Source organism: Oleiphilus sp. HI0086 (assembly GCF_001635225.1).
The window spans coordinates 1-4,577 of sequence record NZ_LWFZ01000714.1; the positions used below are offsets into that span (position 1 = coordinate 1).

The following is a 4,577-nucleotide window of genomic DNA, read 5'->3' on the forward strand; positions in this document are numbered from 1 at the left end:
GAAGAAACCAATACCCGTGTCGGCAACGGTAAAGCGCAAGGCAAGACCGAAGACAGTAAAAAGCTCTACGATGAAATACGTGGCACGTCTCAATATTCTATAGAGGCTTGGGTTGTTCCAGCGAATGTTACGCAGGAAGACTCGCGCATTGTGTCGTACTCGGGCTCGGCCAGCTCTCGTAACTTTGCTTTGCAACAGACCTTGTACAACTACGACTTTTACAATACTACTAACGACTTCAACGAAGCACTTTCAACCGCCGATGCAGATGAAAGACTTCAAGCCAGCCTTCAGCATGTTGTCGCCACCTACTCCGCAACACAAGGCAGAAAGCTCTATGTTAATGGTGTCTATACCGAAGATGAAGACAGCGTAGCCCCTGGCCTTCTAAATGGTTGGAACGAAAGTTTTGCCCTCGTATTGGGTAATGAAACCGATGGCAACGAACTATGGGAAGGCACGCTAAGGATGCTAGCTATTCATAGCCGTGCGTTAACACAAGAGCAAATCACCCAAAACTATAACTCCGGCGTAGGTGAGAAATTCTACATGCTATTTGGTGTATCTCATCTTGTGGATACCGATGACCCCGACACAGCCGATGACTTTATTTTCTTTGAAGCCAGCCAGTTTGATAGCTTTAGCTACTTATTCTCTGATGCACGCTTTGTCAGCCTTAACGACAATGTTGAACTAGACGACATCACTTTAAGAGGCATGAAGATCGCCATCAACGGGCAAGAAGTAAATGTTGGACAAGTCTACCAAAACCTAAACATTAGTTTGAACGACGAAGACTATGTAGCGGGTAACGGGCAAGTTTTATCTAACCTGGGAACCATCGTTCCTTTGGATAAAGCAGCCGATGAAGACGAGTTTTTCTTAAGCTTTACGGAGATTGGCAGCCGCTCGCGCGATGAAGAGGAAGACATTCCCCCAACGCCTGCTGAACCTGAAGACCTACCTGCTTCGTCAGAAATAGGGCTTCGCACTTTCGATGAAATCAATGCATCGATGTCTGTGATGACCGGTGTTGCCTCAACCGATAGCGATGTAAAAAGCACTTTTGATACAGTGAAACAACAGCTACCAACGATAGAGAATATCGAAGGCTTCTTATCGGCTCACCAAATGGCCGTCACTCAGTTAGCCATTCAATATTGTGACGCCTTGGTTGATGACACAAGCTTAAGAGCTAGCTTCTTTAGCAGCTTTAATTTTAGTGAAAATGCCAATACCGCTTTTGATACGGATGGCCGTAGCCAGATTTCAAGCGCCCTCCTAAGCAACTTTGTTGGTACTAGCTTGGACACTCAACCTAGCGACAGCGATATTAATGATGAGATAAACAGCCTGATTGATACGCTTAGCGCTTGCTCAGCTGACAGCAGCTGTCCCGAAGGTAGAACCGAGATTGTGGTCAAAGCAGCCTGCGCAGCCGTACTAGGCAGCGCTACAACGCTTGTGCAATAAATACTATTCAGTTGAAGGATGAGATTATGATTATCAAACCAACACTCAAACAAACGCTGGATATCAACGCACCTTTGATACACAGTGACCATAAACGCCCTAAAACACGTAGGGAGTTTATCGCCAATGGATTCATGGCTGGCGGTGCTACCGTTTTTGGCTCGTCAATATTCAGCCTCTTCGGAGCACCACGTAATGCTTCGGCCGCGCTATCTTCAGATATTGAAGCCTTAAAAGATAGCTGTGGAATCGCCGTCCAAGGGGCCGGAAAGATCCCTTTTATCTGTATTGACCTGGCTGGTGGCGCCAACATTGCCGGCTCCAATGTATTGGTTGGCGGTTCAGGCGGACAAAAAGACATGCTCAGCACAGCAGGCTATAGCAAACTTGGCATCCCGCCGGATTTTTTACCTCAGGTAAACAATACCGATGGCACTACGAATGACTTCGTTGATGAATCCCTGGGCTTAGCCTTTCATTCAGATAGCCAATTTTTACGCGGGATTCAGGAACGAACCTCTGCGGCAACCCAAGCTGCGATTAACGGTGTAGTTATTCCCGCCCGCTCAGAAAATGATACAGGCAACAACCCCCATAACCCGGTTTATGGCATTCATAATGCCGGTGCAGATGGTTCACTTTTAACATTGATTGGCTCACGAAGCTCTGATTCTGGCGGCAACTCCTTAGCACCAATGGACATGATTAACCCGCAGGTGCGCCCGACTAAAATTGACCGCCCAAGTGATGTTACTGGCCTGGTCGATGTCGGTGATTTGATCGGCCTACTAAGCCAGGAAGATGCCGTCGCGGTAATGGAGTCTATTCAACGTATCAGTGATAAGAAAATGGCTCAGATGAATACCGGCCTTCCTAACGCTGGCGTAAATGTTACCACTGACGAAGTCGTAAAAGACCTTGTACGCTGTGGCTATGTAAAAAGTGCCGACCTGGCAGACCGTTTTGGCAACCCTGCTGACCTCGACCCGGTACAAGACCCGGATATTGTCGGAGCAAGCGGTATCTTTAGTAGTGAAGAATTTCTCAATGACCGCGAATTCCAGAAAGCCGCATCGGTCATGAAACTCGTGATCAATGGCTATGCCGGTGCTGGTACAATCACCATGGGTGGTTATGACTACCATACGGGTAACCGTTCGACAGGTGAAGCTCGTGACTTAAGAGCAGGACGTGTCATGGGCGCTTGCCTGGAATACGCAGCACGAATTGGTGTACCGCTTATGCTTTACGTCTTTTCTGACGGTTCAGTCGCCAGTAATGGCATGGTAGATAATTCTGAACAAGGCCGCGGCAAAGGTGTATGGACCGGCGATAACCAATCAACTGCTGCAGCGTTCTACCTAGTCTATGACCCTAGCGGAAACGGTCGCCCTACTGCGATACGCAACCAGGTTGGCTATATGCGTAGCGACGCATCAGTCGAAACCGCATCAAGCCCTGCTGCCAATAACGTTAACCTACTAGTTCAAACCGTTATGCTGAATTACATGGCACTACACGGCGAGCAAGGCAACTTCGAAAATGTACTGAGTTATCACGGGCTGGGAAGTTCTACTCTTAGGGATACGCTGGTTGGAATGGCACCTATTGTAAATGGGACGATTTGATGAATAAGTAAGACGATAAAGGGGGGCACCTAAAGTGCTAAGCCCCTTTTGACTCATAAATTACTTGGCCAACTCTCTCAATGTGATCACGTAGCTGCAAGTTCTTAATGTCATGAAAGCAATGCACATCGACTACAAGCGGGATATCAGAATCTGCAAAATCTAACGCTAGTGCTGAGCTCGTAAAACGGTCAATATTATCGCCGACGACAGCAATATCAATATCACTTCGCTCATGATAATTCCCTTTCGCCCTAGAGCCATAAAGCTTTGCATAATCAATCATCTCATACTTAGATAATATATCTCGTATCTCGCTCAGAGTTTGCTCACTCAAGCCGAACTGACTCATGATGATACTATTTCTTCTAAGAGTGATGTGTACCACTCATCTAGCATAGGCAAATAACTAATTTTTATGGAATCAATAACCTGTTCGAACTTCGAAAAGTCATAGGTATGACTCATAAGGTTTCGGTCTCCGATCATTCTCAACCAGGTCTCGGCATCATTAATATACTTACTTTGATACGCTTGGCGAACAACCGACTTAGGTGAAATCTGGTCAAGAATAATACCATCAAATTCCATTTTATCTTTGAGAACCTTCCACGCTAGTTCGAAGGTATATTCAAAACGCTGAATAACACCTTCCTTTTCTAACTGGCTAAACGAAGCAATATCTGACTCCACTGCTTCACGTAGCAAAAGAAAAGCTCGCTGAAAGTTCTTAAACCGTTGTTGCCAGCGAATATCTGAGACAGACGTCATGACGCGTTACCTAATTCTTTAAAGATGAATATTTTGAAAATCACTATAGCAAGGATCGAGATACGATTCGATGATTTAAAGACCAAGGCTACAGGAGAAAAGAGCCCTAAGAAAGCCTTAGCCGCCTCCTTGAACTTAAGGCCTTCCCAAACCATTGGAATAATGAACCCTTTGGCGTTCATCAATCAGAATCGCGTCAATACCATCTAGTCTATTCATCAAGGCTAAACCTTTTTTCAAACCCAATACGAACACGGCAGTCGATAGCGCATCGGTAGTCGTCACATCAGGCCCGAGAACGGAAACGCTTAGCAGACCGTTCCGAGCAGACCTGCCTGTTTTAGGGGAAATAATATGGTGAACTCTTTCGCCACTATCATCGATAAAGAATCGCTCGTAGTCACCTGAAGTCGATAAAGCGACATCCGATAAAGGCAGAACAACGGAGTTTTCTTCTTTGTTTCTAGGGTGACGCACCGCGACAAGCCAAGGCTTTGAGCCCTTTCCGCCCAGAAGATACATATCGCCGCCCGCACTTAAACGCGCATGTTGAACGCCAAAGGTCTTCAACATCTTAATGCCTTCATCAACAGCATAACCTTTAGCTATTCCGCCTAAGTCAAGAGCGACTCCAGGAGAGCTAAAGCGTACTGTTTGAGCACTTCTATTTAAAACAATATGGCGATAATCCAGTACTGGCAACTT

5 protein-coding genes are annotated in these 4,577 nt (G+C 46.2%); 2 read left to right on the forward strand and 3 right to left on the reverse strand.

Going from position 1 to position 4,577, the window contains the following annotated elements:
- A partial coding sequence (locus A3756_RS11625; protein ID WP_197481276.1) for a LamG domain-containing protein occupies positions 1-1,473 on the forward strand: 1,473 nt, incomplete at its 5' end.
- A 26-nt stretch (positions 1,474-1,499) separates the two neighbouring features.
- Complete coding sequence (locus A3756_RS11630; RefSeq protein ID WP_068553543.1) at positions 1,500-3,101, forward strand: general secretion pathway protein GspF; 1,602 nt, start codon at positions 1,500-1,502, stop codon at positions 3,099-3,101.
- Positions 3,102-3,138: 37 nt separating this feature from the next.
- Here A3756_RS11630 and A3756_RS11635 read toward each other — a convergent pair whose 3' ends face one another.
- The 3 genes from A3756_RS11635 to A3756_RS11645 all read right to left on the reverse strand — a co-directional run.
- Positions 3,139-3,453: a nucleotidyltransferase domain-containing protein gene (locus A3756_RS11635; protein ID WP_068511541.1), complete on the reverse strand. Its 315-nt coding sequence runs from the start codon at positions 3,451-3,453 to the stop codon at positions 3,139-3,141.
- Entirely contained in the window at positions 3,450-3,872 is a 423-nt protein-coding gene (locus A3756_RS11640) for a nucleotidyltransferase substrate binding protein (RefSeq protein WP_068553544.1), read from the reverse strand. Before A3756_RS11640 ends, A3756_RS11635 begins: the two co-directional genes overlap by 4 nt.
- Before the next feature lie 135 nt (positions 3,873-4,007).
- Positions 4,008-4,577, reverse strand: a 570-nt coding sequence (locus A3756_RS11645) for an FAD:protein FMN transferase (RefSeq protein WP_197481277.1), incomplete at its 5' end; no start/stop codon positions are given.